Origin of the sequence: Mesorhizobium sp. M0968 (genome assembly GCF_040319065.1) — a bacterium.
Lineage (GTDB): Bacteria > Pseudomonadota > Alphaproteobacteria > Rhizobiales > Rhizobiaceae > Mesorhizobium.
In genome coordinates this window covers 60,709-82,127 of the sequence record NZ_JAMYNL010000022.1, presented here as the reverse complement: position 1 = coordinate 82,127, position 21,419 = coordinate 60,709, and the positions used below count along the sequence as shown (strand labels likewise).

Below are 21,419 nucleotides of genomic sequence, written 5' to 3'. Positions count from 1 at the left end.
GGCGACCGTCAATAAACCCGTTCGACATCACGCAACTCCACGCAGCACAGAACGCCGAGATTATCAGCGCCGATTTTGGGCCGACTAGAGCAAATCGCAGCGCTGCTTTTGACATCGGAGGCCGCTTCTGATGGCCAATCTGTCCAAACCGGCCGTCATTTCTGCCATTGACGTGTGCCTGATCGATGTCGCAGCCGGCCGGCGCAAGCTTGATCCTGCATGGGTCGAAACGCTGGCTGATCTGTTTCGGACCCAAGGCCAGAAGACACCGATCGAGGTGATCGCCACCGGCGAGCGCTACCGGCTGGTGTTCGGCCATCACCGCCTAGCCGCCGCGAAACTTCTCGCTTCGCCCGCGATCGCAGCCGTCGTGAAGAGCCCCGAGGACTTCGCGTCCGAGGCTGAAATCGCGCTGGCCGAAATTACCGAGAACCTCGCGCGGCGGGAGTTGAGCGCCCTTGATCGCGCCGTCGACATCGCCCGCTGGCGCGAGATCTACGAGGCTGCGCACGTTGCAAATCGTGGGGGGCGGCCGAAGAAGATTACATTAGAAGAAACTACTGCAAAGTTTGCAGTTAGTTTTTCGGAGGCCGCTCGGAAGGCGTTCGGCCTGTCAGAACGCAGCATCTTCAACGCCGTGAAGATCGCAACGATTGCCACAGACGTCCGCGACCAGATCGCCCTACACGGCATCGCCGACAACCAATCCGAGCTTCTGGCGCTAGCAGCCGAACAGCCAACGCGTCAGGCCGATATTGCCGCGCTGCTGACCAGTGAGCCCCCACAAGCTGGCTCGGTAGCCGATGCTATCGCCACCCTCGACCGGACGCCCAAACCGGCGACCGAGCCGCGCTGGCAGAAGCTCGCAACCGACTTCTCGAAGATGAAGACAAGCGAGCAAGACCGGTTCTTCGAGCTGCACGAGGCCGCCATCCAACGGTGGATGAAAGGCCGGCAGAGCTGATGGCCAGGCCACCCCGCAACAACTCGACCCTGGATCTGTTCCGCGACTACCAGCCGGCGCCAGTGGTCGAGCGTTTCGATGCGGAAAAGGTCCAGGCCTGGTCGATGGCGGGACGACTGTCGAAGGCCGTCAGCCTGACGCTGACGGAAGCGGACAAGAGCCGGGCCGATATTGCCCAGGCAATGTCCGACTACCTGAAGGACGAGGTCTCCAAGCCGATGCTGGATGCCTACGCCAGCCAGGCCAAGGAGCATTCGATTTCGGCGCTCCGCCTGCTCGCTCTAATCGCGGTCACCGGCGACGTACGCGCGCTCAACACCCTTTTGGAAGAGGCCGGGATGATCGTCGTCCCCAAAAAATACGAGGCGCTGATCATGCGGGAAATGGCCGACGAGGCCATCCAGCGGGCGACCCTCGATAGGCAGGCGTTCGATGCACAGTGGAAAGCGAAACGATGAAAGGCTTTCACATGAGACGCGATCTTCTCGACCTTGCACAAGACTGTTTGTCGCTGCTGGCAGTGGCCGGCTTTGTCGCCTTCGCCACCTTCGGCAACGCCGGCATTTCGGCGGCTGTCATCGCCTGGAGGCTCGGCCAATGAGCTTCCTCGCAATCGCCCTCGCCGGCGCCTTGCTCTACGCTGTCTTTCTCTACGGCCTGCACGTGTTTTTCACGCGCCAGCAGGGTGCCCGTCTCGCGGCCGGCGCGGCATTCCGGCGCCGTGTCCAGAAGCATGTCCATGGCGGAGGCCTTTGGTCATGAGCCACTGCGCCATGCCGGCATGCTCGAACGCTGCGACAGGCATCTTCTGCCCCGATCACTATTTCAGGCTTCCGGCCTCGCAGGCGCACTGGCTCGTCCGCTGGCAGTTCAAAATGCTGCGCTGCGAGGATGCTGACACCAAGCAGCACATGCGCGAGCAGCTGCACGGCTACACGCAAGAAGCCATCCGCACCCTCCAATCCGCCGAGGCGATCTCCCAAGCCGCCCCGGCCAGCAGCGCCCCCCCCACCGCCCCGGGGGGCGCCAACCAACAGGCACGAGCATGACAGGCATCGTCATCGACGGCGTTCGCCTTGGCACGATCGCCAAATTCGCCGGCAACAACCGCGCGGAACGATGGGTCGCCTATTCGATCCACCGGATTTCCGTCAGCGAAGCCAACAGCGCCAAGTTCTCGACCATGCACGCGGCGATCGACTGGCTGACCAGCGAGCACGACCGCGTGAAGGCAAGCGAGGCTGCATCCAATGGCTGACGGCACAAACATCGAATGGACGGACGCGACCTGGAACCCGATCACCGGCTGCCAGGTCAAATCGCCCGGCTGCAAGTTCTGCTACGCGATGAAGCTCGCCGGCACTCGGCTGAAGCATCATCCGAGCCGCGAAGGCCTCACCGTCGACACCAAGAATGGCCCGGTGTGGACGGGCGAGGTTCGGTTCAACGAACAGTGGCTGACCCAGCCGCTGCATTGGACCAAGCCGCGCATGATCTTCGTCTGCGCGCACGCCGACCTGTTCTATGAGGCTGTGCCGGACGTATGGATTGACAGGGTTTTTGCCGTCATGTCGATGGCGCCGCAACACGCCTTCCAGGTGCTGACGAAGCGACCCGGTCGGATGCGTGACTATCTGGCCCGTGTCGAGCAGGAGCCCTTCCGAAACACAGTGAAGCGCTTCGCTGATGCGATGCCGCCGTCGCCCTGGCCGAGTTTCGACGGCATGGCGTTTCCCTCGCCCAACATCTGGCTCGGGGTCTCGGTTGAAGACCAAGCTCACGCCGACGAACGCCGCGAAAGCATGCGCCGGCTCTCGGAAATGGGCTGGAAAACGTGGGTCAGCTACGAGCCCGCCCTTGGCCCGGTCGACTGGACCGGCTGGGAGTTCCTCGACTGGATCGTGTCAGGCGGCGAGAGCGATGCGAACGGCAAAAGCGCTCGCCCGCATCATCCTGACTGGCACCGTGCAACCCGCGATTTCGGTGCGGCGAACGGCATTCCCTACCTGTTCAAACAGTGGGGCTGCCTGATCGATGCCGACCAGGTCGCCAGTCGCATCGCGGCAGTAACAGAAGCGGGCGCCGCCTGGATCGTGCGCGACGGCAAGACTTGGGTTCCGCCGGTACCGCTCAATTTCGACGACGCCGCCTGGCTTGCCAAGTTCCTTGGCCATTCGTTCGAGCATCAGAGCGACGGCACCACGCTGCTGCGGATGAAGAAGGGCGACGCCGGCCGCCTGCTCGACGGTCGCACCCACGATGAATTTCCGGCGGTGCGGCCATGATCGAAGCGCGCCTCGACCTCCTCGAAAAGTTCCGCCCCGACATCATCAGCAACCTCGTGTTGTTGTGGTGGAAGGATGATCTCTGCCAGCCGACGGGCTTCTACCTGGCCGTGGCGCACGCGCCCTCCGTCACGAAGGACGCACTCAAAGCCGGATTGCTGAGCGGTCGCCTGAAATACCGTGGCGGCGGCTTGACCGGCCGGCTGGAGCTGACCGCTGAGGGCCGCTACCTGGTCCGCCGGATGCTGCGGCGCATGGGTGCCGAGGTGGCCGCATGAAAGACTGCCTGACCGCCCGCGAGATCGCCGCCGAGGCCTTGCCGGACATGCCGTGGAGCGAACGCGGCGTCCAGTTGATGGCTGAGCGTGAAGGCTGGGACGAGCGCGCCACACAGGCCCGCCAACGCGCCGGTCGGGGCGGTGCTACCGAATATCACGTCTCGCTGTTACCGGTGCTTGCCCAGGTCGCCTATCAGCAGAAGCACCTCGTCATTGAACGGCCGGTCACGCCAGCGAGTGCCGCGCCGGACACCAGCCTGACCGCCCGCGCACAAAAGGAGCGTGACGCCCGGCTGGCGATCGTCGCCGCCTTCGAGAAATTTTCGCGCGGCCTGCAGCTCGGCTACGCCACCCGCGTCCAGGTCTTCACCGATCGATACAATGTCGGCTCGCTCAACATCGACGAGTGGGTGCGAGAGATCGTGCCTACCCTGTCGAAGCGCTCGCTCGCCCGCTGGCAGTCGCAGAAGCGCGACGGCAAGATCAACGCGCTCGGGCATGATCCAGCCCAGGCGCGCAAGGGCACAGGTGTTCTCGAAACCGCCAATGGCGGTGCGGTCAGCGCCTTTATGCTGGCCCTGATCGCCCATCAGCCGCACCTTTCCGGCCACCATGTGCGGACCCTCTGCCGGTCGGAGTTCGGCGACACTTTGAAGACGGTTTCAAAGGGCGTTGAAACCATCATTCCGATGCCGCCGGTCCGCACCTTTCAGCACGCGCTGAAGGGGCTGAAGGAAAGCCACAAGGTCGAGCTGATCAAGCTCACCAATCCGGACCGCTACCGCTCGCACCTGGCCCCGGCCGGCGTCGGCATGCTGCGCCACATCACCGAACCGAACCAGCTCTGGCAGATCGACGCCTCGCCAGTCGACGCGCTGTGCACCGACGGCCGGCATTCGGTCTATGCGTGCATCGACATCGCCACGCGCCGCACGATCTGGCAGCTGTCGCGCACGCCGCGAGCTTCCGCTGTCGCCCTGTTGATGCGCAAGGCCATCCTCGAATGGGGAGTGCCGCAGGTTGTCACCACCGACAACGGGTCCGACTTCGTAGCCAAAGACACCCAGCGCCTGTTCCTTTCGCTCGACATCAATCCCGACGCATCCGATGCCTATTCGCCCGAGCAAAAGGGCCACGTCGAACGCGTCATCAAGACGTTCCAGCACGATGTTGGCCCGTTGCTCCCGGGGTTCGTCGGCCATTCGGTCGAAGATCGGAAGGCGATCGAGAGCCGCAAGAGTTTTGCGCAGCGCCTCGGCGAAACGGAAGCCGTAACGTTCAGCGTGTCGCTGACCGGCCCGCAGTTGCAGAAGCACATCGATGATTGGGCTCGGCTCATCTACCAGCACCGGCCGCATGCAGGCCTGGACAAGGTCACGCCCTTCGCCAAGGCCCAGTCCTCGTCGACGCCCGTGCGATACGTCGCCGAACGCGCGCTAGACCTGCTGCTGATGCCGGTCGCCGGCACGGACGGCCAGCGCATCGTCACCAAACTCGGCATCCGCATCGACGGATATCACTACATGACGCCGACCATTCTGCCGGGCACGGCCGTGTTCGTGCGCATGGACCCGAACGATGCCGGCCGCGCCTACGCCTTCGCCCAGGACGGCGCCGAATTCCTCGGCGATGCGATCTGCCCGGAACTATCCGGCATCCATCCCGAGACTCTTGTCCGCGCCGCCAAGGAAATCCGCGGCGAGCTGGTGGACGAGCGCACGCGCGATCTGAAGGCGGACATGAAGAAGATCGCCAAGGGCTCGCCGCTGATCGAGCGCGCCCTGGAAGTCGCCCGCCGCGACGCGCCGAACGTCATCCCGCTGCCGAAACGCGAACAGACCCATTCGACGCCGCAGATCAGCGCCGCGATCGAGGCGCTTGGCGAGCGGCTCAACCCGACCCAGCCGCTCGACCCGGCAGCGGCGGCCGCGCATCGTCGGCTGATCGAGGAGATGACGCGGCAGGACGAGGCCGAGTTGTTCGCGCGAACGGACGCGAAGCTCCAGCGCCGGCAGGACGAGATCGAGGCGTTGCGCACTGCGCATTTGCCTAAGGACACCAATGTGGTGGCGCTGCCGGAAACGGCCAAGGAGCGCTACCGGCGCGCCTTCTCCCTTCGCCAGCGCATCGAAGCCGAGGAGCCAGTGGTTGCTGCCGATGCCCATTGGCTCGGCGGCTACGAGCTGTCAGCCGAGTTCAAGGCCCAGCAAGGCATGCACCGCGATTTCGGGGACGCGTACCTGTCCTGAGTAACGGAAAAGCCCGGTCTGCAAACCGGGCTCTCCGCCAAGAACAGCCGCCGAAGCGGCACAGCACAACGAGGAAAATGATGAACGAAGCACTGAAAGTCAACCGGCCGGCGCCATTGAAGAACGTCGCGGCCTTTTCGACGTTGCTTGCCAAGATGGTCGACCGCGACCCCGACCTGCCGGGGCTCGCCGTGTTCTCCGGCCCGTCCGGCTGGGGCAAAACCAAATCCGGTATCTATGGCGCCAATCGCTACCGGGCGGCTTATGTCGAATGCGGCCAGTTCACCACAGCGCGCTCGCTGCTCTCGCAAATCCTGATCGAGCTGGGCGAAACACGCCCGCGCGGCTCGATCGAGGATCTGAAGACCGACGCCATCATGCTGATGGTGGCCGAACCGCGCCGGCCGCTGATCATCGACGAGGCGCACTTTGTCGCCAAGAAGCGCTTCGTCGACCTGCTGCGCGAGTTGACCGACAAGTCGGGCGCGCCGGTCGTCATGATCGGCGAGGAGATGCTGCCCAAATATCTCGAGGAGTTCGAGCGCGTGCACAACCGCGTGCTGGAGTGGCTGTCGGCCGTGCCTTGCGACGCCGAGGATTTTGGCCTGCTTGCCGCCAATCGCTGCCCCGGCATCGAGATCGCCAGCGATCTGGCCGCCGCTATTCTCGACAAGACCAAGGGCAACACGCGCCGCATCGTCGTCAACCTGACCAAGGTGGTTGAGGCCAGCCAGATACTCGGAACGAAACAGATCGACCTTGCCGCTTTCGGCGGTGCCGTCGCGATCTTCAGCACGCCGAAATTCACCCCGAGGAAGTTCGCATGAGCGGGCGATCCATCCTCGATATCGTGCAGATCAGCATCGCAGTGCCGCGCGGCGAGGCCGGCTACTGGTCGATCATCCGCGATCTCGATCTCGGCGGTCCCTGGACGGTGCGGCAGATCTGCGATCGAACGAACGTCAAGACGCAGGCGGTCGGCAGATATGTCCGCAAGCTTCGGCTCGCGGGCATTGCTGAGGTTGTCGAGCAGAAGACCGCCAGCCATGGCGGCGGTGCCAATCTCCCGGCGACCGTCGTCTATCGCCTGGCCAAGCGGCCGGCCGTAGCACCCCGGCTGACGCCGGACGGCAAGACCCCGCCCGAGACAGCCATCGAGCAGGTCTGGCGCGCGATCAAGATGGCCAAGGTGTTCAGCCTTGCCGACATGGCAGAAAATTGCCCTGACGTGCCTCGGCGGACGGTGGAAGCGTATCTCTACGCGCTGTCTACCGCTGGCGTCGTGGCCGGCAGCCCAGGGCGCTATCGGCTTGTGCACAATCTCGGCCTGCAGGCACCGAAGATCCTCGCCACCAAAATGGTGTTCGATCCGAACAGCAAAACGGTCATCGGCCGTCCCGTCGCGAGCGAGGCGAAGCCATGAACCGAGGCCCTGTCAAGCACAGCCGGCCGGACGGCCAGTCGTTTGTCGAAAAGGCCATGGTCGCGCACGGCTCGCCGCTGCCCGACTGGCTGGACGAGCTGGCCCGGCTTGCCGATGCCAGTGATCTCGGCGTCGCCGGCCAGCGCATCGGCTACAGCCGCTCGGCCGTCTCGACCATCATCAGCGGCAAGTATCTGGGCGATGTCGCCCGTGTCGAGCAGATGGTGCGCGGCGCCCTGATGGCCGCCACCGTCGAATGCCCGGTGCTCGGCGAGATCGGCCGCGACCGCTGCCTGACCGAACAGAAGGAGCCGTTCCGCGCCACGTCGCGGCACCGCGCCCAGCTCTTCCACGCCTGCAAAACCTGCCCCCAAAGGAGAAAATAGCTATGGGCGAAAGAATGTCTTTGGCGCTCTCGGACGGCCTGTCCGAATTGCGCGACCTGATTTCCGACTACCAGCACGAGCCCCGCATCCTCGATCCCGAGGACGCCCGCGTTCTCTGCGAATGCATCAAGGAACTTCGCGGGAAAGCCCGCGACATCGAGAATCGGTTGAGCTGCAAGGTCTGGAATGACCAGGCGCAGGCAGAGCGCGAGGCCGAGGCCGACCGCATCGCCGAAGCGGCGTGCCGGCCGGGGTCGAATGTGCGGCTGTTCCCGGTCATCCCGCGGCCGTTTTCGGACGGCCGGCCGGGAGGTGCGGCATGACGATGACGGTACCGCCCAAGGAGGCCAAGTCGCGCGCACAGCGGCTCGCTGACCTGATCATCCCGTTGATCGATGCCGAGATCGAAGCGTCCAAGCCTGCGAAACGGTCGACACGCGACCAACTCATCATGCGGGCCTGCCGGGACGTTGGCGCGTCGGTCGACCAGCTTGAGCAGGCGAAATTCGGGCCGGGCGAGATACCGGCCCGCAAGGCCCTGGAGCGCTCGGCCAAGCGCCTGAGGACCATTCTGGAAAGGCACTCCAATGCCCGCAAGTGAAGCGCTCAAGGCCGCTGTGGCCAAGCTCGACATGATCGACCTATGCGGCCGCATCGTTGCCGATCCGGAGCGCAACGCGGTCCGAGCCACTACCGCCGAGGTGCTGGCTTTGGCGATGGCCACGGAAGGGCTGTGGGCAATCGCCCTTGAAGCCAGCCTGCTGGTCTCGGCCCTTGAAAGAACGATGCCTTGGAACGTCGAGGCCGACGCCGAACACCTTGAGCATGTTGTCCTGCAGATGGCCGCCGTGCGCGACCTGCTGGCCTTCATGCGCCCGATCCCGATCCAACAGGAGAATGACCATGCAAGCAGCAACTGAAACCCGCGCCACCGGCAAAGTCCTCGTTGGTGAGAAATCCTACATGCCCGACGCCAAGGGCAACCTCGTGCCAGTCGAAATGATCAAGCCGTCCGAGATGCTCGAAGACGAAACTGTTCGCACCATCCTCGGCTACGCCACCGATCTTTCCGCGCAGATCGGCCGCTTCAAGGAACACACGTTCAACGACCTCGGCGCCTTCGAGGCGCTGCTCGCCCAGGAGTACGGCGCGACCAAAGGCGGCGCCAAGGGCAACAAGACCTTCATGACCTTCGACGGCATGAAGAAGGTCCAGGTGCAGGTCGCCGACACGATCGACTTCGGTGCCCAGCTGCAGATCGCCAAGAGCCTGATCGACGAATGCCTGACGGAATGGTCGGCCGACAGCCGGCCGGAGATCCGCGCCATCGTGACGCGCGCCTTCAACACCGACAAGGAAGGCCAGATCAACCGCGCGGCGATCTTCATGCTGCTGCGGCTCGACATCGGCGACGAGCGCTGGCAGCGCGCCATGGCGGCGATCCGTGACGCCATGCGCGTGGTCGGCTCAAAAATCTATGTCCGCTGCTACGAACGCGACCGGCTGGATGCCGACTGGCGGGCGGTCACAATCGACCTGGCGAAGGCGTGATGGCAATGACGCTCTGGATCGAAACTCTTGAGCGCCTCGTCGCGCTACTCGACGAGAAGCTGGCGGTCGCCAAGGCCGAAACCGGCGAATTCAGGCACGCCGACTATTCGGCATGGCGCGCCCGCCACGACATGGCAGAGGCCAAGCTGGTCGAGTTCTTCACGAACGAGGAAGGCGCAAGGTTCAACCCCCGCCCGGCCGGTGAACATTCGGTCAGAATGGCTGGCCTTCGCGCCAGTTCGACCAGCGGTACGACCGGCGCCCTGACGAACTGGCGCACGGCCGCCCGCAAGAAAATCGCGGCCGATGACGGTTTCAACGCACACGGTAGCGGCCCGGTCCCGATCGAGCGGAGGGACGAGCCATGACCTCGATCTGGATCGACGGCCGGCACATGAGCATCCGCAGCTATGGAGCCACAGCCAAAGGCCCGCGCGCCATCGTCAAGGTAGAGATCGAGGTGAACGACCCTGCCTCGCTCGGCTATCTCCTCAAGGAGATTGGCGAAGTAAAACAGACGCTCGATCGTGAGGTCGATGAAGGGCGCAAAGCCGAGCGTGAGGCTAAAAAGCGGTCCGTCGCTGGTCAGCAGAAGCCTTTGGCGCTGCCCTATTTCGGGAGCGAGCCATGAACGCGCTTACCGCAAGACAGGCGCTGGCGCTCGCTGCCGCGCACCAAGCCGCCGAGGCGGTCACCGAATTGCTGCGCTATGCCCGCGAGGGCGAATGGGCGTACTCGCAATTCCATCCCGATGTCGAGGTGCTGGAAAAGCTCTGCGACGCCACCAAGCTGGTCTGCGAGGTGATGGAGGACGAGCCGGACGTGGACGGCGACCGCAACCAGTTGCTCGGCGCCGTGGAAAAATACATCGCGGGGTGGGCGTGATGAGCACCCTGTCCGCCATCCACGTCGCCAACAAACAGCTCGGCCTCGACGAAGACACCGCGCGCGATCTCTACCAGCGTGTCACCGGCAAGCGCAGCCTGCGCGAGATGAACGAGCGCGAGCATCTGCGCATTGTCGAAGAGCAGCGCCGGCAAGGTTTCAAGCCGGCTGAAAAGGGCCTTCAAGGGCCGTTCGCCAAGAAGCTCCAGGCGCTCTGGATCGCCGCCTGGAACCTCGGCATCGTCCGCGATCGGCGCGACGCCGCGCTGCTCTCCTTCGTCAAGCGCCAAACCGGCATCGAGCACACCCGGTTCCTGCTCGACGCCGAGGACGCGGCCAAGGCTGTCGACGCGCTGAAAGCCTGGATGACGCGAGAGGCCGGCGTCGACTGGAGCCAAAGCGTCAACACGGCCGAATGGCTCCGGTCTCCAGGTGCAAAGATTGCACTTGCCCAATGGCACCGCCTGAGCGTTGCGAAAGCCGTCGACCCGAAGGGCTTCCGCCAGTTCGTCTGGGACACGGCCAAGCCGCTCGACCAGATGACGGACCGCGACTGGCCGACAGTCATGAACCGGCTCGGCGAGCAGATCAGGAAGGAGCGCCTAGCATGAGGGTCATTCTCACCCGCGAGGCCGCGGACTGGCCAACGGCCTGGCGCGCCGCCGTCAGGATCTACCTTGACCGGCAGCTCGGCCTATTGTCGATCGAGCATGATGGCACGATTGCCTGGGACGAGCTGCAGGCAATCAAGAACCGCATGATCGGTGAAAAGACCACGGCGATCGAGATCTACCCGCCGGCCGATCGCGTCGTGAACAACATCGCCATGCGCCACCTCTGGATGCTCGGCGCTGACGATTGGTGGCCCGACCTTGGCCGCGAGGGAACGGCCAAGCCGGTCAGCCTGCGCGACCGCTATCTGGCTGCGCATCTGTCGACGGGGATTTGGAGCTGATGGTCGCCTACAGCTTCAAGGCCATGTTTGGGCCTCAGGTATCGGCGCTGATCAAGCGCCACACTGTCCGCGCCGATCGCAAGCGCCACGCACGGCCCGGAGAGCCGGTGCAGCTCTACCAGGGCATGCGGACCCGCAATTGCGTCAAGCTGGTCGACCCCGATCCCATTTGCATCCGGGTCCGGCCGATCGCGATCGTCACCACGCCGCTCCTGGATGAATTCATCGGCTCGATCGTCATCGATGGCCGCTCGCTGCATCGCGACAAGATCGAGGCGTTCGCCGCAGCTGACGGCTTTGGCATCGAACATGTCGGCGATTGGCGATGGAAGCGCATCGGCAGGGTCGGATCGGCCCGCTGGAACATGGGCGCCTTCTGGCAGGCCGAGCATGGCGCCGGCCTGTTCGAAGGCAAGCTGATCGAGTGGGAGCCAGCATGAGCACGCGCAGACGTTTCACCGGCCGGGTCAAGATCGACTTCGCCAAGATCGAGGCGTTCGCCGCCTCGGAACTGGCCAGCAATGCCCTTGCGGCCGCCAAGGGCTGCGACTGGACGCTGACCAGGCATTCGGCACTCTACCGCTGCCGCAGCGGCCTCTATACGCTCTGCCTGATCTGGCATGGCCCGAACCGCGAGACGCTCACCACGACCATGCGCAATCTGCGGTTGGAGGTGGCGTGAGCGACGAGCTGCGATCCGCCGAGCTGCTGGCCATGCTTGGCCCGGCGGATTTCGTGCGCCTCGCCGAAACCTATGGCGGCCGCCGGCTCTACGTGCCGGCGTCCGGCGACGACACCGCCCTTGCCAAGGACCTGGGCGCCCCGGTCGCTCAGAAGCTTGCCCGCCGCTATTCCGGATCGTATATCCGCGTGCCTCTTGCCCGCGAGCTTCGGGCACGGCAGTATCGCGAGAACGGCGCCTCGAACGGCGAGATCGCCGGGCGGCTCGGGATAACTGAAACCGGCGTGGACAAGCTCTTCCGGCGCATGCCGGACAAGCCCGTCAAGGGCAGCCACGATCCGCGCCAGGCCGACCTCTTTTCCAGCAACTGATTTGCCGCCCGCCTAAGCGGGCATGATTGCCGCCTGCCGCCAAAGGCATGGTGTTGCGAAATGGCCGGGACCTCTCCCGGCCGATTTCACAGGCGGAGACTCCTTTCCCATGGGCGCGATCAGAACCACTGGCACAGCGGCGACGGTTGCCGCCGGCATCGCCGCAGCAGCCACCATGGCCGCGCCTCAGGAAGGCTATCGCGGCTACGTCTACCGCGACCCGGTCGGCGTACTGACCTATTGCTATGGCGAGACGCAGAACGCCAAGGACATGATCGGCCGGAAATTTTCGGAGGAGCAATGTCGCGCGCTGCTGACGAAGCGCATGGCTCATTACGAGCAGGGCAACGCCAAATGTGTCGCCAATTATGAGCAGCTCGACGTCTACGTCCAGACTGCCTTCAACGACTTCTCCTACAATCTCGGCAACGCCACATTCTGCCAAAGCACGGCCGCAAAGTACCTCCGCATCGGCAACGTCAAGGCCGCCTGCCAGGAGATCGGCAAGTTCGTCTATGCCGGCGGGAAGGTGCTCAAGGGCTTGATCAAGCGCCGAGCCCTGGAGCAGCAGTACTGCCTTAAGGGCTCGCATTGATGCAGGCGCGCCTGATCATGCTCGGGCTCGTCGTGCTGGCCTTCATGGGCCTCGGCCTGGTTGCCTACCACTACAAGGTCGAGGCACGCGATGCCCAGACCGCCGAGCGCGCAGCCAAGGCCGACCTGAAAGTTGCCGAGGACGTGAACGACGCCAACCAGGCGACGATCGGCCGCCTGCAGGCGCAAGCCGCCGCAGACGCAAAGCTGACTGCGGATCTCGCGGAACAGATCGCGGCAGCGAACCAGGCCTTCATCGACAACAACGCGGCGCTGGTCGCCCTGAAAGAAGCCAATGCGGATACTCGGAACTTCCTCGCTTTGCCTGTGCCTGCTGATTTGCGGAAGCTGTACGACAAGCCCAAAGCCGCAGGTGCTCGTTAAAGTGATGACCGTCAAGGAACGCATCCCTCCGGCATTTCTGATCCCTTCCCCGCCGAATTGGTGGAAGCTCGGCGGACCTGCCTCCGTCGGCGATTTCGTCGAACGTGGCGATGTCAACGGTGCGGCGCGAGATGTTTGCTCTACCCGCCTCGCCAAGGTCGCGGAGTGGGACAAGCCATGACGGCCGGTAACGCAGCGATCGACCTGGCCGAGCGCCGGATAGAGCAGGAGTGCGAAGCCGGCGTCCGCCGCATCCAGGCGGCGATCAGGGCGCAATACCAGGCCGAAGAGGTCTCGCCGTTCTGCGAATGTGGAGAGCGTATCCCCGATGCGCGACGCCACGCGATGCCGCGTGCCACCAGGTGCATCGACTGCGAAACCTTCATCGAACGACAGAGCCGGAGACGCGCCTAGATGGAAGACCTGGTTACATGGATCTCGCTCGCCTCGCCCCTGCTGTCGCTCGCGACGGTGGTCTACGTCTGGCTGACGGCCGGCTCGAAGAAGGCGCAAGCCGATATCGACGCATTCAAGAAATCGGCCGGCGACGATTTTCAGGGGATCCGCGCGTCGGTCGACGCCAAGTGCGGGGAGATCGATAGGAAGGTCGAAGACCACGGCATGCGGATCCAGTCGATCGAAGGCGAGATGAAGCACCTGCCCGACGTGAAAGCCTTCACCGAGCTGCGCCTGGCGGTCTCCGAGATCAAGGGCGAAGCGGGTAAGCAGGCCGAGGTTGTCAACGGCATCGCCCGCACGGTCCATCGGATGGAGAACTTTCTGCTAACCGGATCTAAGAGTGCCGCATGACTGACTTTGATGCCTACCTGACCTACGATGCCCGACTGATCGTCCTGCGCGAGCTGAACCGGCAGACGGACGGCCGCCTCAACGAGGTGCTGCTGACCAAGACGCTCGACACTTTCGGCCATAACCGCTCGCGCGAATGGGTCCGCACCCAGCTGCGCAAGCTCGCCGAGCTGGGCGCCGTCAAGGTCACCGAAGTCGGCAGCGTTATGGTTGCCGCCATTACCCGCAGCGGCATCGACCATGTCGAAAGGCGGGCGATCATCGAAGGCGTGGCGCGGCCGTCGCCGGAGGCCTGAGATGGCGCGCAAAGGCCGGGGCCAGCTTTCGGCGATCGAGCGCCTGCCCGAGGAGTGCGGCCCGATCATCACCTGGGCGGCGACCGCCCTGCAGGACCGCGAGCGCACCCAGACCGAGATCTACGAAGAATTCTTCCTGAAGATGCAGGCCCTGCAGGCCGAGCACAAAGGCGAGCTGGAATTCGTCATCCCCTCCTTTTCGGCGTTCAACCGCTATTCGATCAAGCTGGCGCTGATGACGCGGCGGCTGGAGGACACCCGCGAGATCGCCGCTACGATCTCCAAGCGGTTCGACGCGCAAAGCTCGGACGATCTGACGCTGATCGCGGCCGAGGCGATCAAGACGCTGGTATTCGAGCTGCTGACCGATGCCGGCGAGAGCGGGCTGGCGCCGATCGGCGCCATGCAGCTGGCCACTGCGCTGAAAATGGCGACGCAGGCGCAGAGCGTTTCCAGCGATCGTCGGACCAAAGTGGCGAAGGAATTCAAGGCCGATGTCGAGAAGGCCGTCGATACGGTGGCCAAGGCCAAGGGCATGTCGGCTGATACGGCCGAGGCGATCAAGGCGCAGATCCTTGGTGTGAGGGCGAACTGATGTCAGCCCGATTGCATTGCCTGGTTCCGTTCTGCCGGCGAACGCGCAAGGCTGATTGCCGTGAGTGGATCTGCGGGCCTCACTGGATCGCGATTTCCGTTCACCTGCGGCGGCGCAAATCCAAGCTCTATCGACGCTATCGTCGCTTGTTCGGGGATAATGGGTTCTGGACCTATCCGCCCGGATCGCCGCCGCGACTCCAGGCGGTGAAGCTCGATCGGCTTTGCGGCCGCGCCTGGGATCGGTGCAAGCGGGCGGCGATCGAAAGGGCCGCCGGAATATGACCGGCCCGATCTCCAAACAGGAATGGGAGAAGGTTCGCCGCGAGAGCATGGCGAACCTGGACCATGTCATCGAAAGCGTCGGCCTGCCGAAGGTGCTACTCGGCTATCAGGGCCGCACGGTCTCGCTGCTCGAAAGCACCGCCGTAAGGGTGCTGTTCATCGAGAAGAGCCGCCGTATCGGCGAGACTTGGGCACTGGCCTCCTATGCCGTGCTGCGCGCCGGCCGGGCCAAGGATGCCGGCGGCATGGACGCCATGTACATCTCTTATTCGCAGGAGATGACGCGCGAGTTCATCGACGCCTGCGCCATGTGGTCCCGTGCGTTCGCGCATGCTGCTGTCGCCCAGGAAGAATTCCTGTTTGATGACACGGACCCCGCCCATCCGGACGAAACCCGGCAAATCAAAGCCTTCCGTATACAGTTCGCATCCGGCTTCGAGATCCTGGCATTGTCCTCGGCGCCGCGCACTCTTCGCGGAAAACAGGGTCTGGTAATCATCGACGAGGCGGCGTTCGTCGACAGCCTGAAGGAGCTGCTGAAGGCGGCGCTGGCCAATTTGATGTGGGGCGGCCAGGTCGTGGTCTGCTCGACCCACAACGGTGCCGACAATGAATTCAACGTCCAGGTCCAGGACATCCTAGGCGGCCGATCGAAGTACAGCCATCTCAAGATCGATTTCGACCAGGCGCTGCTGGAAGGGCTTTACGAGCGCATCTGCCTCGTCACCAGCCGCGAGTGGTCGCCGGAAGCCGAGGCGCAATGGCGCCAGGACATCATCGACTTCTATGGTGACGGCGCCGACGAGGAGCTTTTCTGCGTTCCGTCTATGGGCTCCGGCGCCTGGCTGACCAGTCCGCTCATAGAGGCGCGCATGACGCTGACGCCGGAAGAGGCACCGGTCATCCGCATCGATCTGCCGTTGGACTTCCTGCACCGGCCCGAGCTGGAGCGCCGGCATCTGATGGCGCCGCAAGTGGACGCCATCAAGGAAGCGCTCGACGGCCTTGACGAGAACCGCCAGCACGCCTTCGGCTATGACCCGGCGCGCAAGGCCGACCCGGCGATCATGTGTCTGCTGTCGATCGACAAGTTGCTGCGCCGAAAGTCGGCGCTCACCGTCGAGCTGCGCAACGTGCCGTTCCAAGAACAGAAGGAAATCGCCACGCTGATGTTGAAGACGGCGCCCCGCCTGTGCGGTGCGGCCATCGACGCTACCGGCCTCGGCATGAACCTTTCCGAGGATCTCGGCCGCTTGTTCGGCCTGCATACAGAGCAGACGCCGGGCGGCCTGGTCTGGCAGGTGACGCTCAGCCAGAACTGGTACAACGAGAATTTCCCGCCGCTTAAAACGGCGTTTGAAGACGCCAACATTGCATTGACCAGGGACGCCGAGCACGCGGTGGATCTTCGCCTGGTCAAGATCATCCGGGGCATTCCGTCAATTCCGCCCGAGCGCGTCGGCGTGGCCGGCGCCAAGCGGCACGGTGATTTCGCGGTCGCGCTCGTCCTGGCCTACTTCGCCAGCCGCATGCAGTGGCACGAATATGCCTATGTTCCGGCAGCGATCGCCAAGAGCCGCTTTGAAGAAAGTTCGGAGGGCGCGTGGCGGAACCGGTCCGATGACATCGAGGGCAGCTTCCGCATGGCATCCGCCCGCCGCAACCGTGGGATTTTCTGATGGCTGAAGAATTCAAAGGGATCGTCGATCGCTACGGCCGCCCGATCGCCAAAGCCACCCTCAAGGTCGAGCAGGCGGCTCCGACCGGCAGCGGCGTTCGGCGCCACGATGCCCTTCACCCGGCGGCTGGCCTCACCCCCGGCCGGCTGGCCGGCATCTTGCGGGCGTCGATCGACAACGATCCCGAGAGTTACCTCGCCCTGGCTGAAGACATGGAGGAGCGCGATCCGCACTATGCCGGTGTGCTTGGCGTCCGCAAGCGGCAGGTTTCCGGCCTAGACATCACCGTCGAAGCGGCCGGCGAGGATGCCGCCAGTGTCGAGCATGCCGACCTGGTGCGTGAAGTCATCGAGCGAGACGGCTTCGAGGACGAGCTGTTCGACATCCAAGACGCGGTCGGCAAGGGCTTCTCCTGCACCGAGATCCTGTGGGACACCTCGGAAAGCATGTGGTACCCGAAACGGCTCGCGTGGCGCGATCCGCGGTGGTTTGTCTTCGACCAGGTCGACGGGGAAACGCCATTGCTGCGCGACGCGGGCCAGAACGTGCCGCTCAATCCGTATCAGTGGATCTACCACTCGGCGAAGGTCAAGTCTGGTCTCCCGATCCGGGGCGGCATTGCCCGCGCCGTCGCCTGGACCTTTTTGTTCAAGAGCTTCACCATCAAGGATTGGGCGATCTTCTGCGAGGCCTATGGCCAACCGCTCCGGCTCGGCAAATACGATGCTGGCGCATCCGAGAAGGACAAGCAAATCCTGCTTGATGCGGTGAGCAACATCGGCGTCGACTATGCCGCCATAGTGCCGGCCTCGATGGCGGTCGAGTTCATTAAGGCCGATATTTCGGGGTCGCATGGACTCTATAAGGAGCGCGCCGACTGGCTCGACCAGCAGACGTCGAAAGTCGTGCTCGGCCAGACCGCGACCACGGACGCGATCGCGGGCGGCCACGCGGTCGGCAAGACCCATGATGGGGTGCGGGAGGACATCGAAAAGGCCGACGCCCGCCAGCTCGCCGGAACGCTCAACCGCGACCTCGTCCGCCCGCTGGTCGATTTGAACCACGGCCCGCAGAAGAAGTACCCGAGGATCTTGATCGGTCGGCCGGAGCAGATTGACATCAAATCGTTGGTCGACAATGTGACCAAACTTGTTCCCCTGGGCTTGAAAGTCGGGATGTCGACGATGCGTGATCGTATCGGCCTTCCAGACCCCGCCAAGGGCGAAGAACTGCTCGTGCCACCGAAAGGTCCGGCCCCGACTGACCCGCCTGATGACAACGCGCCCCCGCCACTGAAACCCGGCGAGACCGAACAGACGGTCCACTCCACCGCGGGCACCGGCACCCGCGATGCGATCGAGCGCTCGACGGACGCCATGCTGGCCGATTGGGAGCAGCTGGTCTCGCCGATCGTCGCCGGCCTCGACGCGGAGATCGCAGCCGCCAGCTCGGTTGCCGATGTGAAGGCGCTGCTTTCAAAGCGCTTTGCCGGGCTCGATGCCGCCGCGTTGACCGAGCTGCTCGCCCGATCGGCATTTGCAGCCCTGCTCGCAGGCCAAGTTGACGACACGCTCTGAAGGGAACTCCGATGGTCTATTTCTTCGCGCTCTGTTCGTTCCTCGCCCTGTTCGGCTTCTTCATCAACTCCAAACGCCGAAATGGGCACGGCATGGCATCCAGCGCCGCTATGATCGTGATCTGGATGCTCGCGGCGCTATGGTGGTCGGGCAGGATCGGTTGAGCCTGTGACCGCAGATCTGAAGCCACTGCCGCCGGCCGATGCGATCGCGGCGCTGTTTGCGCGCGGCCAGCGCTTCGATCCCGAATTCTCCTGGCTGGACACTTGGCAGGACGTGCATGCCCGCAGCTTCACGGTGGCGAAGTCGGCCGGCTTCGACATCCTGGGCGACATCTACCAGGCATTGCTGGTCGCCCTTTCGCAGGGCAAGACCTTTGCCCAGTTCGGCGCCGAGCTGACGCCGCTGCTTCAGACAAAGGGTTGGTGGGGTCAGCAGCCTGCCTTTGATCCGCTCTCCGGCGAAACCCGCTGGTCGCAGCTCGGCAGCGTCAGGCGGCTCACAACCATCTTCGACGTCAACATGCGGGTGAGCTATGCCGCCGGCCATTGGTCGTCGTTCGAGCGCAACAAGGCCACACGGCCGTTCCTGCGCTATGTCCATCTGGAAGGCCAGGAGCACCCGCGCCCGCTTCATGCGCTCTGGCACAACACGGTGCTGCCGGTCGACCATCCCTGGTGGAACACCCATGCATGCCCCAACGGGTGGAACTGCCATTGCACGCTGCAGAGCCTCTCGCAGCGTGACATCGACCGGCTGCAGCGAGAGGGCGAGATCCTGAAGTTCGAGCCGGTGTCCGGCACGATGCGCAAGTTCGTCAACAACCGCACCGGCGAGGTCACGACCGTTCCGGATGGCATCGATCCGGGCTGGGCTTACAATCCCGGAAAGGCGGGCTACCTCTCTGTCGTCGAGCAGGATCTGGCGCGAAAGTCCGGGGCGTCCGACTGGCTTCTCCCTTCGTCCTGACCGTCCCCACAGGATCGCCGCACAGCCGCACAGGAGGCCCGTGGGGCGTGGCACTGGTGCGCGAAGCGCCGTTTGCCGCTGTAGACCCGTTCAAAACCGATTTTAGGGGCTATCTGACTCCTGAGCGAGGTGATCGTAACGCAGCCTTGCCGGTTGCCCCTCGCTCGGCTACCGTTGCCTTGCGAATTCGGCGGCGGACCTGTCACGATCGGTCCCGCCAGTTCGATCCCCCAAGCTTCGACCACCGCCCGCCATGGCGGGCATGATTTGACGGCGTCGGCCGGGCCAATGTCCGGCGATGCAAAACGCACTTGCCGCACTTCTTTCGGCCGCCCTGGTCGCTTCGCATTCCACGGCGCTGACGCCGGCGGATGCGAATGGTTCGTGGGTGCAGCTGACGCCGGCCGGAACTTTTTCCGGGCGCACCGGCCAGGGTCCGTGGGTGACCGGCGACAAGGCATCCATGGAAACCATCGTCGCCAACACACAGCGCTACGCCGGCTCGACCGACCTCGTCATCGACTATGACCACCAGGCCGTCTTTGGCGCCGTGCCGGGTGTCGGCGGAACGGCGAAAGCCGCCGGCTGGATCAAGGAGCTGCAGGCACGCGACGACGGCATTTGGGGCCGCGTCGAATGGACTGCGGCTGCGGCCACCGCGATCAAGGCCAGTGAGTACCGATACCTGTCGCCCGTCTTCTTCCACGAAAAGACCACCGGCCGGGTGCTCGCCATCCGCATGGCCGGCCTGACCAACACGCCGAACCTCGATCTCGTCGCGGTCGCGGCGAGTGCCCTCTTCCCTCTCGACAACCCCACCGGAGACAGCATGGACAAGATCCTGACTGCGCTTGGCCTTGCCAAGGGCACGACCGAAGACGGCATTGTCGCCGCCATCAACGCCCATCTGACCAGCAGCACGGCAATTGCCAAGGCTGCTGGCCTGACCGAAACCGCCAAGCCGGCGGAGATCCTGACGGCGATCAATTCCATCGTCGCCGATCGCACCCGCCTCGCCACCGCCGCCGGCCTCACTGCCGACGCCAAGGCCGACGACATCGTCACGGCCGTCCAGTCGGCGATCGCCGGCAAGGTCGATCCGACCAAGTTCGTGCCGATCGCAATCGTCACCGACTTGCAGGGCGATCTGAAGAAGCTGCGCGAGGATCTGACCGCCGACAAAGCGACCGAGGCGGTCAACAGCGCGATCGAGGCCGGCAAGATCGCGCCGGCGCAGAAGGATTGGGCGCTCGGCTACGCCAAGGCCGATCTCAAGGCTTTCGACACCTTCGTCGGCAACGCGCCGGTGATGACGGCCTCGCAGATCCGCACGGCCAAGAAGCCGGACGGCGAAAACGCCGAGCTTTCGGATAGCGATCTCGCCGTCTGCAACGCCATGGGCCTCGATCCGAAGAAATTCGCCGAGACCCTCAAGCTCAACAAGGAAACCGTCTGATGGTCGCGTCCAAGGATCTCGAAATCCCGGCTCGCTCCGGCGACCGCTTCGGCTACCCGGCCAAGTCGGGTGTCCGCATCTTCCGCAAGTCGATCGTTGCCCTCCTGGCAACCGGCATGGCAGTCCCGGCGGGCACCGCCAACGCGGTTTCCATCGTCGGCCTGGCGGAAGGCAACGTCGATAACCGCGACGGTGCGGACGGCGACCTGAACGTCGAGGCGCTTCGCGGCTGCTTCGGCTTCATCTTCGTCGCCGACGAGGTCGACATCGGCCGGCCGGTCTACGCCGTCGACGATCAGACGCTCAGCTTCGATGGCTCCGGTGCCCGGCTGCTCGTCGGCACCGTCGCCGGCATCAGCGACGGCCGCACCTGGATCGACATCCCGGCCGCTGAAAAGGTCATGATCCCGCTGGCCGCCCGCATCGCCACGCTGGTCGGCGCCGGCGTCACCAGGACGATCGCTTCCGTCAAGGGCCGCATCACCCGGCTGCGCAGCGTCACCGACGGCATCCTGACCACCGGCGACGCCACCATCACCTGCGCGATCAACGGCGTTCCGGTGACCACGGGCGTTATCACCATCACCCAGGCCGGCTCGGCCGCGGGCGATGTCGACACGGTGGTGCCGACCGCCCTCAACGAGGTCAACCCCGGCGACGTGATCAGCTTCACGGTCGGCGGAACCAACGCAACCGCAACTCCGGCGACCGTCGTCGCCGAGATCGCGCAGTAGGAGAAAGCTTCA

At 64.4% G+C, this 21,419-nt stretch carries 37 protein-coding genes; all 37 read left to right on the top strand.

Translation table 11 applies throughout. The annotated features are described in order from the left end of the window. The first annotated feature begins 130 nt into the window (after window positions 1-130). The 37 genes from NKH67_RS27055 to NKH67_RS26875 all read left to right on the top strand — a co-directional run bounded on the left by NKH67_RS27055 (window position 131) and on the right by NKH67_RS26875 (window position 21,407). Window positions 131-964, top strand: coding sequence for a ParB/RepB/Spo0J family partition protein (locus tag NKH67_RS27055; RefSeq protein WP_352452375.1), 834 nt, complete (start codon window positions 131-133; stop codon window positions 962-964). Continuing rightward, window positions 964-1,422, top strand: a complete 459-nt coding sequence (locus NKH67_RS27050; RefSeq protein ID WP_352452374.1) for a hypothetical protein — start codon at window positions 964-966, stop codon at window positions 1,420-1,422. The genes NKH67_RS27055 and NKH67_RS27050 overlap by 1 nt, the downstream gene beginning before the upstream one ends. Before the next feature lie 11 nt (window positions 1,423-1,433). Further along, window positions 1,434-1,565, top strand: a complete 132-nt coding sequence (locus NKH67_RS27045; RefSeq protein WP_353032139.1) for a hypothetical protein — start codon at window positions 1,434-1,436, stop codon at window positions 1,563-1,565. Beyond that, complete coding sequence (locus NKH67_RS27040; RefSeq protein WP_352571277.1) at window positions 1,562-1,726, top strand: hypothetical protein; 165 nt, start codon at window positions 1,562-1,564, stop codon at window positions 1,724-1,726. Before NKH67_RS27045 ends, NKH67_RS27040 begins: the two co-directional genes overlap by 4 nt. Continuing rightward, window positions 1,723-2,013 (top strand): hypothetical protein, encoded by a 291-nt coding sequence (locus tag NKH67_RS27035; RefSeq protein ID WP_353032137.1) that lies wholly within the window; start codon window positions 1,723-1,725, stop codon window positions 2,011-2,013. The genes NKH67_RS27040 and NKH67_RS27035 overlap by 4 nt, the downstream gene beginning before the upstream one ends. Then, on the top strand, window positions 2,010-2,222 hold the full coding sequence (locus NKH67_RS27030; protein WP_352571279.1) for a hypothetical protein: 213 nt from the start codon (window positions 2,010-2,012) through the stop codon (window positions 2,220-2,222). Before NKH67_RS27035 ends, NKH67_RS27030 begins: the two co-directional genes overlap by 4 nt. Continuing rightward, window positions 2,215-3,249: a phage Gp37/Gp68 family protein gene (locus NKH67_RS27025; RefSeq protein WP_352571280.1), complete on the top strand. Its 1,035-nt coding sequence runs from the start codon at window positions 2,215-2,217 to the stop codon at window positions 3,247-3,249. The genes NKH67_RS27030 and NKH67_RS27025 overlap by 8 nt, the downstream gene beginning before the upstream one ends. Beyond that, window positions 3,246-3,527, top strand: a complete 282-nt coding sequence (locus tag NKH67_RS27020; RefSeq protein WP_353032134.1) for a hypothetical protein — start codon at window positions 3,246-3,248, stop codon at window positions 3,525-3,527. The genes NKH67_RS27025 and NKH67_RS27020 overlap by 4 nt, the downstream gene beginning before the upstream one ends. Further along, a complete protein-coding gene (locus NKH67_RS27015; protein WP_352571282.1) occupies window positions 3,524-5,776 on the top strand; it encodes a DDE-type integrase/transposase/recombinase in 2,253 nt (750 codons plus the stop codon). Before NKH67_RS27020 ends, NKH67_RS27015 begins: the two co-directional genes overlap by 4 nt. 77 nt (window positions 5,777-5,853) lie before the next feature. Beyond that, window positions 5,854-6,603, top strand: coding sequence for an AAA family ATPase (locus tag NKH67_RS27010; protein WP_352836180.1), 750 nt, complete (start codon window positions 5,854-5,856; stop codon window positions 6,601-6,603). Next, window positions 6,600-7,199 (top strand): hypothetical protein, encoded by a 600-nt coding sequence (locus NKH67_RS27005; RefSeq protein ID WP_353032132.1) that lies wholly within the window; start codon window positions 6,600-6,602, stop codon window positions 7,197-7,199. The genes NKH67_RS27010 and NKH67_RS27005 overlap by 4 nt, the downstream gene beginning before the upstream one ends. Continuing rightward, on the top strand, window positions 7,196-7,585 hold the full coding sequence (locus tag NKH67_RS27000; RefSeq protein ID WP_352546951.1) for a transcriptional regulator: 390 nt from the start codon (window positions 7,196-7,198) through the stop codon (window positions 7,583-7,585). Before NKH67_RS27005 ends, NKH67_RS27000 begins: the two co-directional genes overlap by 4 nt. Window positions 7,586-7,587: 2 nt before the next feature. Continuing rightward, on the top strand, window positions 7,588-7,908 hold the full coding sequence (locus tag NKH67_RS26995) for a hypothetical protein (protein WP_352452851.1): 321 nt from the start codon (window positions 7,588-7,590) through the stop codon (window positions 7,906-7,908). Continuing rightward, window positions 7,905-8,186 carry a hypothetical protein gene (locus tag NKH67_RS26990; protein ID WP_353032129.1) on the top strand — a complete coding sequence of 94 codons (282 nt, stop codon included), beginning with the start codon at window positions 7,905-7,907 and terminating at the stop codon, window positions 8,184-8,186. Before NKH67_RS26995 ends, NKH67_RS26990 begins: the two co-directional genes overlap by 4 nt. Continuing rightward, window positions 8,173-8,505 (top strand): hypothetical protein, encoded by a 333-nt coding sequence (locus NKH67_RS26985; protein ID WP_353032127.1) that lies wholly within the window; start codon window positions 8,173-8,175, stop codon window positions 8,503-8,505. The genes NKH67_RS26990 and NKH67_RS26985 overlap by 14 nt, the downstream gene beginning before the upstream one ends. Then, window positions 8,489-9,136 (top strand): DUF3164 family protein, encoded by a 648-nt coding sequence (locus tag NKH67_RS26980; protein WP_353032125.1) that lies wholly within the window; start codon window positions 8,489-8,491, stop codon window positions 9,134-9,136. The genes NKH67_RS26985 and NKH67_RS26980 overlap by 17 nt, the downstream gene beginning before the upstream one ends. 5 nt (window positions 9,137-9,141) lie before the next feature. Then, the gene (locus tag NKH67_RS26975) at window positions 9,142-9,504 is read left to right on the top strand and encodes a hypothetical protein (RefSeq protein ID WP_353032123.1); all 363 of its coding nucleotides are present in this window, start codon (window positions 9,142-9,144) and stop codon (window positions 9,502-9,504) included. Further along, window positions 9,501-9,767, top strand: coding sequence for a hypothetical protein (locus NKH67_RS26970; RefSeq protein WP_353032121.1), 267 nt, complete (start codon window positions 9,501-9,503; stop codon window positions 9,765-9,767). Before NKH67_RS26975 ends, NKH67_RS26970 begins: the two co-directional genes overlap by 4 nt. Next, a complete protein-coding gene (locus NKH67_RS26965; RefSeq protein WP_353032119.1) occupies window positions 9,764-10,021 on the top strand; it encodes a hypothetical protein in 258 nt (85 codons plus the stop codon). The genes NKH67_RS26970 and NKH67_RS26965 overlap by 4 nt, the downstream gene beginning before the upstream one ends. Beyond that, a complete protein-coding gene (locus NKH67_RS26960; RefSeq protein ID WP_353032117.1) occupies window positions 10,021-10,632 on the top strand; it encodes a regulatory protein GemA in 612 nt (203 codons plus the stop codon). The genes NKH67_RS26965 and NKH67_RS26960 overlap by 1 nt, the downstream gene beginning before the upstream one ends. Further along, window positions 10,629-10,976: a DUF7694 domain-containing protein gene (locus tag NKH67_RS26955; RefSeq protein WP_353032115.1), complete on the top strand. Its 348-nt coding sequence runs from the start codon at window positions 10,629-10,631 to the stop codon at window positions 10,974-10,976. Before NKH67_RS26960 ends, NKH67_RS26955 begins: the two co-directional genes overlap by 4 nt. Further along, window positions 10,976-11,416, top strand: a complete 441-nt coding sequence (locus tag NKH67_RS26950; protein WP_353032113.1) for an ASCH domain-containing protein — start codon at window positions 10,976-10,978, stop codon at window positions 11,414-11,416. Before NKH67_RS26955 ends, NKH67_RS26950 begins: the two co-directional genes overlap by 1 nt. After that, window positions 11,413-11,658, top strand: coding sequence for a hypothetical protein (locus NKH67_RS26945; protein ID WP_353032111.1), 246 nt, complete (start codon window positions 11,413-11,415; stop codon window positions 11,656-11,658). The genes NKH67_RS26950 and NKH67_RS26945 overlap by 4 nt, the downstream gene beginning before the upstream one ends. Further along, on the top strand, window positions 11,655-12,029 hold the full coding sequence (locus NKH67_RS26940; protein WP_353032109.1) for a hypothetical protein: 375 nt from the start codon (window positions 11,655-11,657) through the stop codon (window positions 12,027-12,029). Before NKH67_RS26945 ends, NKH67_RS26940 begins: the two co-directional genes overlap by 4 nt. Window positions 12,030-12,138: 109 nt before the next feature. Further along, window positions 12,139-12,624: a lysozyme gene (locus NKH67_RS26935; RefSeq protein WP_353032107.1), complete on the top strand. Its 486-nt coding sequence runs from the start codon at window positions 12,139-12,141 to the stop codon at window positions 12,622-12,624. Next, window positions 12,624-13,007, top strand: coding sequence for a hypothetical protein (locus tag NKH67_RS26930; protein WP_353032105.1), 384 nt, complete (start codon window positions 12,624-12,626; stop codon window positions 13,005-13,007). The genes NKH67_RS26935 and NKH67_RS26930 overlap by 1 nt, the downstream gene beginning before the upstream one ends. A 4-nt stretch (window positions 13,008-13,011) precedes the next feature. Then, window positions 13,012-13,188 (top strand): hypothetical protein, encoded by a 177-nt coding sequence (locus NKH67_RS26925; RefSeq protein ID WP_353032103.1) that lies wholly within the window; start codon window positions 13,012-13,014, stop codon window positions 13,186-13,188. Continuing rightward, window positions 13,185-13,421, top strand: coding sequence for a TraR/DksA C4-type zinc finger protein (locus NKH67_RS26920; protein WP_353032101.1), 237 nt, complete (start codon window positions 13,185-13,187; stop codon window positions 13,419-13,421). Before NKH67_RS26925 ends, NKH67_RS26920 begins: the two co-directional genes overlap by 4 nt. Further along, the gene (locus NKH67_RS26915; RefSeq protein WP_352453360.1) at window positions 13,422-13,817 is read left to right on the top strand and encodes a DUF2730 family protein; all 396 of its coding nucleotides are present in this window, start codon (window positions 13,422-13,424) and stop codon (window positions 13,815-13,817) included. Further along, complete coding sequence (locus NKH67_RS26910) at window positions 13,814-14,113, top strand: VpaChn25_0724 family phage protein (RefSeq protein ID WP_287151745.1); 300 nt, start codon at window positions 13,814-13,816, stop codon at window positions 14,111-14,113. Before NKH67_RS26915 ends, NKH67_RS26910 begins: the two co-directional genes overlap by 4 nt. Window position 14,114: 1 nt before the next feature. Then, window positions 14,115-14,708, top strand: coding sequence for a DUF3486 family protein (locus NKH67_RS26905; RefSeq protein ID WP_353032099.1), 594 nt, complete (start codon window positions 14,115-14,117; stop codon window positions 14,706-14,708). 280 nt (window positions 14,709-14,988) lie between these two features. Then, window positions 14,989-16,671 (top strand): terminase large subunit domain-containing protein, encoded by a 1,683-nt coding sequence (locus NKH67_RS26900; protein WP_353032097.1) that lies wholly within the window; start codon window positions 14,989-14,991, stop codon window positions 16,669-16,671. Then, the gene (locus tag NKH67_RS26895) at window positions 16,671-18,248 is read left to right on the top strand and encodes a DUF935 domain-containing protein (protein WP_353032095.1); all 1,578 of its coding nucleotides are present in this window, start codon (window positions 16,671-16,673) and stop codon (window positions 18,246-18,248) included. Before NKH67_RS26900 ends, NKH67_RS26895 begins: the two co-directional genes overlap by 1 nt. Before the next feature lie 11 nt (window positions 18,249-18,259). Continuing rightward, window positions 18,260-18,412: a hypothetical protein gene (locus tag NKH67_RS26890; protein WP_353032093.1), complete on the top strand. Its 153-nt coding sequence runs from the start codon at window positions 18,260-18,262 to the stop codon at window positions 18,410-18,412. A gap of 4 nt (window positions 18,413-18,416) precedes the next feature. Continuing rightward, entirely contained in the window at window positions 18,417-19,217 is an 801-nt protein-coding gene (locus tag NKH67_RS26885; protein ID WP_352813545.1) for a phage head morphogenesis protein, read from the top strand. Window positions 19,218-19,515: 298 nt separating this feature from the next. Then, entirely contained in the window at window positions 19,516-20,673 is a 1,158-nt protein-coding gene (locus tag NKH67_RS26880) for a phage protease (protein ID WP_352813544.1), read from the top strand. Then, the gene (locus NKH67_RS26875) at window positions 20,673-21,407 is read left to right on the top strand and encodes a hypothetical protein (RefSeq protein ID WP_352795490.1); all 735 of its coding nucleotides are present in this window, start codon (window positions 20,673-20,675) and stop codon (window positions 21,405-21,407) included. Before NKH67_RS26880 ends, NKH67_RS26875 begins: the two co-directional genes overlap by 1 nt. Window positions 21,408-21,419 lie beyond the last annotated feature (12 nt).

What these genes read in the sequence shown, in the direction of transcription:
- NKH67_RS26935 (WP_353032107.1), top strand. Translation starts at nt 12,139, where the DNA reads ATGGGCGCGATCAGAACCACTGGCACAGCGGCGACGGTTGCCGCCGGC.
- NKH67_RS26950 (WP_353032113.1), top strand. Translation starts at nt 10,976, where the DNA reads ATGGTCGCCTACAGCTTCAAGGCCATGTTTGGGCCTCAGGTATCGGCG.
- NKH67_RS26875 (WP_352795490.1), top strand. Translation starts at nt 20,673, where the DNA reads ATGGTCGCGTCCAAGGATCTCGAAATCCCGGCTCGCTCCGGCGACCGC.
- NKH67_RS27025 (WP_352571280.1), top strand. Translation starts at nt 2,215, where the DNA reads ATGGCTGACGGCACAAACATCGAATGGACGGACGCGACCTGGAACCCG.
- NKH67_RS27040 (WP_352571277.1), top strand. Translation starts at nt 1,562, where the DNA reads ATGAGCTTCCTCGCAATCGCCCTCGCCGGCGCCTTGCTCTACGCTGTC.
- NKH67_RS27010 (WP_352836180.1), top strand. Translation starts at nt 5,854, where the DNA reads ATGATGAACGAAGCACTGAAAGTCAACCGGCCGGCGCCATTGAAGAAC.
- NKH67_RS26915 (WP_352453360.1), top strand. Translation starts at nt 13,422, where the DNA reads ATGGAAGACCTGGTTACATGGATCTCGCTCGCCTCGCCCCTGCTGTCG.
- NKH67_RS27020 (WP_353032134.1), top strand. Translation starts at nt 3,246, where the DNA reads ATGATCGAAGCGCGCCTCGACCTCCTCGAAAAGTTCCGCCCCGACATC.
- NKH67_RS26980 (WP_353032125.1), top strand. Translation starts at nt 8,489, where the DNA reads ATGCAAGCAGCAACTGAAACCCGCGCCACCGGCAAAGTCCTCGTTGGT.
- NKH67_RS26900 (WP_353032097.1), top strand. Translation starts at nt 14,989, where the DNA reads ATGACCGGCCCGATCTCCAAACAGGAATGGGAGAAGGTTCGCCGCGAG.
- NKH67_RS27045 (WP_353032139.1), top strand. Translation starts at nt 1,434, where the DNA reads ATGAGACGCGATCTTCTCGACCTTGCACAAGACTGTTTGTCGCTGCTG.
- NKH67_RS26975 (WP_353032123.1), top strand. Translation starts at nt 9,142, where the DNA reads ATGACGCTCTGGATCGAAACTCTTGAGCGCCTCGTCGCGCTACTCGAC.
- NKH67_RS27055 (WP_352452375.1), top strand. Translation starts at nt 131, where the DNA reads ATGGCCAATCTGTCCAAACCGGCCGTCATTTCTGCCATTGACGTGTGC.
- NKH67_RS26970 (WP_353032121.1), top strand. Translation starts at nt 9,501, where the DNA reads ATGACCTCGATCTGGATCGACGGCCGGCACATGAGCATCCGCAGCTAT.
- NKH67_RS26990 (WP_353032129.1), top strand. Translation starts at nt 7,905, where the DNA reads ATGACGATGACGGTACCGCCCAAGGAGGCCAAGTCGCGCGCACAGCGG.
- NKH67_RS27015 (WP_352571282.1), top strand. Translation starts at nt 3,524, where the DNA reads ATGAAAGACTGCCTGACCGCCCGCGAGATCGCCGCCGAGGCCTTGCCG.
- NKH67_RS27050 (WP_352452374.1), top strand. Translation starts at nt 964, where the DNA reads ATGGCCAGGCCACCCCGCAACAACTCGACCCTGGATCTGTTCCGCGAC.
- NKH67_RS26955 (WP_353032115.1), top strand. Translation starts at nt 10,629, where the DNA reads ATGAGGGTCATTCTCACCCGCGAGGCCGCGGACTGGCCAACGGCCTGG.
- NKH67_RS27005 (WP_353032132.1), top strand. Translation starts at nt 6,600, where the DNA reads ATGAGCGGGCGATCCATCCTCGATATCGTGCAGATCAGCATCGCAGTG.
- NKH67_RS26880 (WP_352813544.1), top strand. Translation starts at nt 19,516, where the DNA reads ATGCAAAACGCACTTGCCGCACTTCTTTCGGCCGCCCTGGTCGCTTCG.
- NKH67_RS26965 (WP_353032119.1), top strand. Translation starts at nt 9,764, where the DNA reads ATGAACGCGCTTACCGCAAGACAGGCGCTGGCGCTCGCTGCCGCGCAC.
- NKH67_RS26960 (WP_353032117.1), top strand. Translation starts at nt 10,021, where the DNA reads ATGAGCACCCTGTCCGCCATCCACGTCGCCAACAAACAGCTCGGCCTC.
- NKH67_RS26905 (WP_353032099.1), top strand. Translation starts at nt 14,115, where the DNA reads ATGGCGCGCAAAGGCCGGGGCCAGCTTTCGGCGATCGAGCGCCTGCCC.
- NKH67_RS26890 (WP_353032093.1), top strand. Translation starts at nt 18,260, where the DNA reads ATGGTCTATTTCTTCGCGCTCTGTTCGTTCCTCGCCCTGTTCGGCTTC.
- NKH67_RS27000 (WP_352546951.1), top strand. Translation starts at nt 7,196, where the DNA reads ATGAACCGAGGCCCTGTCAAGCACAGCCGGCCGGACGGCCAGTCGTTT.
- NKH67_RS27030 (WP_352571279.1), top strand. Translation starts at nt 2,010, where the DNA reads ATGACAGGCATCGTCATCGACGGCGTTCGCCTTGGCACGATCGCCAAA.
- NKH67_RS26895 (WP_353032095.1), top strand. Translation starts at nt 16,671, where the DNA reads ATGGCTGAAGAATTCAAAGGGATCGTCGATCGCTACGGCCGCCCGATC.
- NKH67_RS26945 (WP_353032111.1), top strand. Translation starts at nt 11,413, where the DNA reads ATGAGCACGCGCAGACGTTTCACCGGCCGGGTCAAGATCGACTTCGCC.
- NKH67_RS26930 (WP_353032105.1), top strand. Translation starts at nt 12,624, where the DNA reads ATGCAGGCGCGCCTGATCATGCTCGGGCTCGTCGTGCTGGCCTTCATG.
- NKH67_RS26920 (WP_353032101.1), top strand. Translation starts at nt 13,185, where the DNA reads ATGACGGCCGGTAACGCAGCGATCGACCTGGCCGAGCGCCGGATAGAG.
- NKH67_RS26995 (WP_352452851.1), top strand. Translation starts at nt 7,588, where the DNA reads ATGGGCGAAAGAATGTCTTTGGCGCTCTCGGACGGCCTGTCCGAATTG.
- NKH67_RS26985 (WP_353032127.1), top strand. Translation starts at nt 8,173, where the DNA reads ATGCCCGCAAGTGAAGCGCTCAAGGCCGCTGTGGCCAAGCTCGACATG.
- NKH67_RS26910 (WP_287151745.1), top strand. Translation starts at nt 13,814, where the DNA reads ATGACTGACTTTGATGCCTACCTGACCTACGATGCCCGACTGATCGTC.
- NKH67_RS26925 (WP_353032103.1), top strand. Translation starts at nt 13,012, where the DNA reads ATGACCGTCAAGGAACGCATCCCTCCGGCATTTCTGATCCCTTCCCCG.
- NKH67_RS27035 (WP_353032137.1), top strand. Translation starts at nt 1,723, where the DNA reads ATGAGCCACTGCGCCATGCCGGCATGCTCGAACGCTGCGACAGGCATC.